This window comes from Streptomyces sp. NPDC055078 (assembly GCF_053607985.1).
The window spans coordinates 1-5,645 of sequence record NZ_JBSGUP010000544.1 but is presented as its reverse complement, the minus strand read 5'-3'; the positions used below and the strand labels follow the sequence as shown (position 1 = coordinate 5,645).

Sequence of the window (5,645 nt, the reverse complement as noted above, 5' to 3'; positions counted from 1 at the left end):
GCGAACCGTCTCGCCAACTTCGACGACGCCAACCTCCGCCGCTCGGCCCGCGCGGCGGTGGCCGCGGGCGCCCGGGTGCAGCGCGCCCTGGAGATCCTCGGCGAGGAGGTGCCCGAGCACCTGGCCGCGGCCGGGCGGCTGCGGATGGACCACAAGCAGGCGTCCCTTGAGGAGCTGGGCGCGCTGGCGGATCCGCCGCTGACGAAGGACGCGGTGGCGGGGCGGATTCGCAGGCTGCTGGCGATGGCGGACAAGCGGGCGCAGGACCTGGGGATTCCCGGCACGGAATCCAACCTCACGGAGGAAATGGCGGACGGCCTCCCGGTCTGACCGCGGCCCTACCCGGGCGGGGTGGGTGTTTTCAGCCTGTTGGGTCCCCCCCCGGACGGACCGGTTCGCCGGAGCGCCCGGGCCGTTGCCGGGGCTCCGCCCCGGACCGCCCCCTACGCCCTTGCGGGCGTGGAGGTACCCCACCTACGCCCCGGCGGGTGTGGGTGAACCCCCAGCTCCTCAAACGCCGGAGGGGCTGAGTGGTGCCTGGTGTGTCTGCCCAGGGCCAGGGCCCAAGCGCTGGAGAGGCTGGATTGTGCCCGGTTTTTCCGTCCCGGCGGCGGGGGTAGGTGTTTTCAGCCTGTCCGGCGTTTGAGGACGGACCGGTTCGCCGGAGCGCGCGGGCTGTTGCCGGGGCTCTGCCCCGGACCCCGCTCCTCAATCGCCGGAGGGGCTGGATTTGCCTGGTGTCCGCGTTCAGCGGCCGAGGCCCAAACGCCGGAGGGGCTGGAATGTGCCCGGTGTCTGCGTTCGGCGAGGCCCAATCACCGGACGCGCCCGCTGCCCAAGGGCAGGACCGGCGCGGCGGACCGGCGCCATGTGGGACCCCGACCAGGGGAGCGCGGCGCCATGTGGGACCCCGGCCAGGGGAGCGCGGCGCCATGTGGGACCCCCGCCAGGGGAGCGCGGCGCCATGAAGGGCCCCGCCCGGAGGAGTCGCTCTCATATACCAGCGCGCCCGCCTTGACATGGGCATGGGGCCTGATGAGTCTGGCGTCTGTTCACTCTCCGGCAGACACCAGCAAGGGGGGCTCATGAGACGCAGAGCGAGATCGATCCTCGCCGCGGCTTCACTTCTGGCGGCCACACTGGCGATCGCTCCACTCGCCCGGGCCGACCAGGGAACAGGACAGGCGAAGGGTGACGGCGACGCGCTGTCCGTATGGCACGCGAAGGTCACCAAGACCCAGGTCCCGCTGATCCTCGCGGCGGGGGCCGATGGGCATGAGCTGAGTGAGCGGGTGCCCGACAAGGGATCCGCCACCGTGGAGCTGTATCTCACCGGCGAGCAGGCCGGTGAACTGAAGCAGCAGGGCATCAAGATCACCAAGCACACGATCCCGGCCGCCGCCCAGCAGCGCCTGGCGGCGGCGGGGGACGGCGTCTACCGCCCGTACGGCGGGGAGAACGGCCTCAAGCGCGAGATCCTCGCCACCGCCCAGGCCAACCCCGCCCTCACCAAGGCGGTCAGCATCGGCAAGACCGTCAAGGGCGAGGACATCCTCGCCCTCAAGGTCAGCAAGGGCGCCAAGCAGTACCGCGACGGCACCAAGCCCGCGACGCTGTACATGTCCAACCAGCACGCGCGGGAGTGGATCACCCCGGAGATGACCCGGCGGCTGATGCACCACTACCTCACGAACTACGGCAAGGACCCCCGTATCACCAAGATCATCGACACCACCGAGCTGTGGTTCGTGATCTCCGCCAACCCCGACGGGTACGACTACACCTTCGGCGGCACGGACGAGCGGCAGTGGCGCAAGAACCTGCGTGACAACAACGGTGACGGCCGGATCGCCCCCGGCGACGGTGTCGACCTCAACCGGAACTTCCCGTACAAGTGGGGCTACGACAACGAGGGCTCGTCCCCCGACCCGTACGACGAGACCTTCCGCGGCTCAGGACCGGGCTCGGAGCCGGAGACCAAGGCGATCGACGCCTTCCAGAAGCGCATCGGCTTCCAGTACGGCATCAACTACCACTCCGCGGCCGAGCTGATCCTGTACGGAGTGGGCTGGCAGGTCGCCACCTCCACCCCGGACGATGTGATCTACAAGGCGCTGGCCGGTACACCGGGGAACCCGGCGATCCCCGGCTACCGCCCCCAGGTCTCCTCCGAGCTGTACATCACCAACGGCGAGGCCGACGGACACGCGGCCAACGTCAACGGGATGATGATGTACACCCCCGAGATGTCGACCTGCGCCACCGCCTCCCGGATCGACCCCAACGACCCGTGGAACGCGGCCGACTGCGCCTCCGTCTTCACGTTCCCCGACGACGAGAAGCTGATCCAGCAGGAGTTCGCCAAGAACATCCCGTTCGCGCTCTCCGTCGCCGAGACCTCCGCCACCCCCGACCAGCCGGCCTCATCGCTCGGGCTGAAGGCGGCGGACTTCACGCCCGACCCGTTCACCGTCTCCTACGCCCGAGGCGACGACCAGGAGGTCTCGGTCATCGCCCGGAAGTCCGTCCGGGACAAGGAGCTGAAGTACCGCGTCAACGGCGGCCGGGTCCAGGACGAGGACCTCAAGCCCTGGAAGGGCGGAAAGGTCTTCGGCGGCGAGGACAACATCCGCTTCGACGAGTACCGCGCCGAGATCGACGACGACACCCGGGCGGGCGACAAGGTCGAGGTCTGGTTCACCGGCCGTACGAAGGACGGGAAGGCCACCGCCAGCGAACCGTTCACCTATACGGTCGCCGAACGGCCGCGCGCCGACACCCTGGTGATCGCCGAGGAGGGCGGCACCACCGCGGCGAAGCACACGGCCGCCTACACCGCGGCCCTCGCGGCCAACAAGAAGAGCAGCGCCGTCTGGGACGTCGCCACCCAGGGCCGCCCGCACCCGCTGGGCGTCCTCAGCCACTTCGACACGGCGGTCTGGTACACGGGCGCCGCCGCGCCGTCCTGGTCCACCACCCAGGCCCTGCGCGCCTATGTCAACGAGGGCGGCAAGCTCCTCACCGCCGGTGAGCGGGCCGGCGGCTTCGCCAATCTCGGACGCGCGGTGAGCGACGACTTCGCCCAGTACTACCTGGGCGCGTCCGGCCGGGCCTCCCTCGCGGGGACCTCGGCCTTCCTGGGCGCCGGCCGGCTCTCGGGCTCCTCCGCGGCCCTCACCGACGCGGCCGGGAACCCGCTGGACGCGGCGGGCGCGTACACCGTCACATCGGACACGCTGCCGCCCGCACAGTTCCCGCAGTTCCGCAGCGCAGCCGCGGGCGACTACCCGGGTGTCCGGATGCCGTTCTCGCCGTACGAGGGCAGCTACTACGCGGCGGCCACCCACCGCAACTCCTCCTGGATGCGGCTGACGCGCCCGGTCGATCTGAGCGGGACCAGTGCCGCCGACAGCCCGAAGCTGAACCTCCGGCTCAGCTTCAACACCGAGCCCGGCTACGACAACGCCATCGTCGAGGTCCACACCGTCGGCCAGGACGACTGGACGACCCTGCCGGACGCCAACGGCGGCACCCGCACCACCGTCCCCACCGAGTGCGACGCCGGGTTCTACGTCAACCAGCACCCGTTCCTGAAGCGCTATCTCACCGTCGGGAACGACGGCTGCACCGCGACCGGCACCTCCGGGAGCTGGAACTCCTTCACCGGGGCCTCCGACGGCTGGCGGGCCGCGTCCTTCGATCTGAGCGCCTACGCGGGCAAGCAGATCGAGGTCTCCGTCTCGTATGTCACCGACCCCAGCGACGGCGGACGCGGTGTCTTCGTCGACGACACCAAGCTGGTGACCGGCGGCGGTGAGCAGGGCGCCGAGGGCTTCGAGACCTCGCTGGGCGCCTGGACGGCCGCTCCGCCGCCGGCCGGCAGCCCGGCGCCGCGCGGGAACTGGGTCCGCAGCCAGGACCTGTACCCGTCGGCGAGCGCGGTCACCACCCGGGACACCGTGCTCATCGGCTTCGGCCTGGAGCATGTGCCCGGCGCGGCCGACCGGGGGAAGCTGATCGGGAAGGCGCTGAGCGCTCTGCGGCGCTGACGGACAGTAGTCAACAGCAGGGTACGGCGGCCCGTACTCCCTACCGGGGGGTATGGGCCGCCGTCGGCCGTACGGGGCCATCCGATGTCACTCCCGGCGGCCCAGGGGGGTAGGGTCGTAAGCGGTCGGGGACATCCCATACAACTCGCCGGCAGTCAAAAACCGGCGTACCAACGAGGAGATCGGTTCGTGACGATCCGCGTAGGCATCAACGGCTTTGGCCGCATCGGTCGTAACTACTTCCGCGCGCTGCTGGAGCAGGGTGCAGACATCGAGATCGTGGCTGTCAACGACCTGGGTGACACTGCGACCACGGCCCACTTGCTGAAGTACGACACCATCCTGGGCCGTCTCAAGGCCGAGGTGACCCACACCGCCGACACGATCACGGTCGACGGCCACACCATCAAGGTGCTCTCCGAGCGCAACCCCGCCGATATTCCGTGGGGCGAGCTGGGCGTCGACATCGTCATCGAGTCGACCGGCATCTTCACCAAGAAGGCCGACGCCGAGAAGCACATCGCGGGCGGCGCCAAGAAGGTCCTCATCTCGGCTCCGGCCAAGGACGAGGACATCACCGTCGTCATGGGCGTCAACCATGACAAGTACGACGCGGCCAACCACCACGTCATCTCGAACGCGTCCTGCACCACCAACTGTGTGGCGCCGATGGCGAAGGTTCTCGACGAGAACTTCGGCATCGTCCGGGGTCTGATGACCACGGTCCACGCCTACACCAACGACCAGCGCATCCTGGACTTCCCGCACAAGGACCTGCGCCGCGCCCGCGCCGCCGCGGAGAACATCATCCCGACCACGACGGGCGCCGCCAAGGCGACCGCCCTGGTCCTGCCGCAGCTCAAGGGCAAGCTGGACGGTATCGCGATGCGCGTCCCGGTCCCCACCGGCTCGGCCACCGACCTGGTCGTGGAGCTGTCCCGTGAGGTCACCAAGGACGAGGTCAACGCCGCGTTCAAGAAGGCGTCCGAGGGCGAGCTGGAAGGCATCCTGACCTACACCGAGGACGAGATCGTGTCCTCGGACATCGTCAGCGACCCGGCGTCCTGCACCTTCGACTCCTCCCTGACCATGGTCCAGGCGGGCACGTCGGTGAAGATCCTCGGCTGGTACGACAACGAGTGGGGCTACTCCAACCGTCTCGTGGACCTCACGGTCTTCGTCGGCGGCCAGCTCTGAGGACTCCCAGCTGCTCAGGGCTGATCAGTTTTGAACAATTCTGAACAGCCCTGAGCAACTTGTGGCAGCTCAGAACAGGTCAGCTCTGATCGGCTACGAGAACACCACGATGTGAGTGAGAGGGCTCGGGCGGCGCACTGCGGCGCGGTCCGGGCCCTGTCGCACGTTCAGCCCTCCGAGGAGTCCTGTCCATGAAGACGATCGATCAGCTGCTTGCCGAAGGGGTCTCGGGCAAGCGGGTATTCGTCCGCGCCGACCTCAATGTGCCGCTCGACGGCACCACCATCACCGACGACGGCCGTATCCGGGCGGTCCGGCCCACCGTCGCCAAGCTCGCCGAGGCGGGCGCCCGCGTCATCGTCGCCTCCCATCTGGGCCGCCCCAAGGGCGCCCCGGACC

4 protein-coding genes are annotated in these 5,645 nt (G+C 69.4%); all 4 read left to right on the top strand.

What is annotated here, in order from left to right; genetic code table 11:
• Positions 1-330, top strand: a 330-nt coding sequence (gene whiA / locus ACWF94_RS31565) for a DNA-binding protein WhiA (RefSeq protein WP_453496199.1), incomplete at its 5' end; no start/stop codon positions are given.
• A 755-nt stretch (positions 331-1,085) separates the two neighbouring features.
• The gene (locus ACWF94_RS31560; protein ID WP_453496196.1) at positions 1,086-4,049 is read left to right on the top strand and encodes a M14 family zinc carboxypeptidase; all 2,964 of its coding nucleotides are present in this window, start codon (positions 1,086-1,088) and stop codon (positions 4,047-4,049) included.
• 189 nt (positions 4,050-4,238) lie between these two features.
• On the top strand, positions 4,239-5,246 hold the full coding sequence (gap, locus tag ACWF94_RS31555; protein ID WP_453496193.1) for a type I glyceraldehyde-3-phosphate dehydrogenase: 1,008 nt from the start codon (positions 4,239-4,241) through the stop codon (positions 5,244-5,246).
• A 191-nt stretch (positions 5,247-5,437) separates the two neighbouring features.
• The coding region (gene pgk, locus ACWF94_RS31550; protein WP_453496189.1) for a phosphoglycerate kinase at positions 5,438-5,645 on the top strand (208 nt) is incomplete at its 3' end.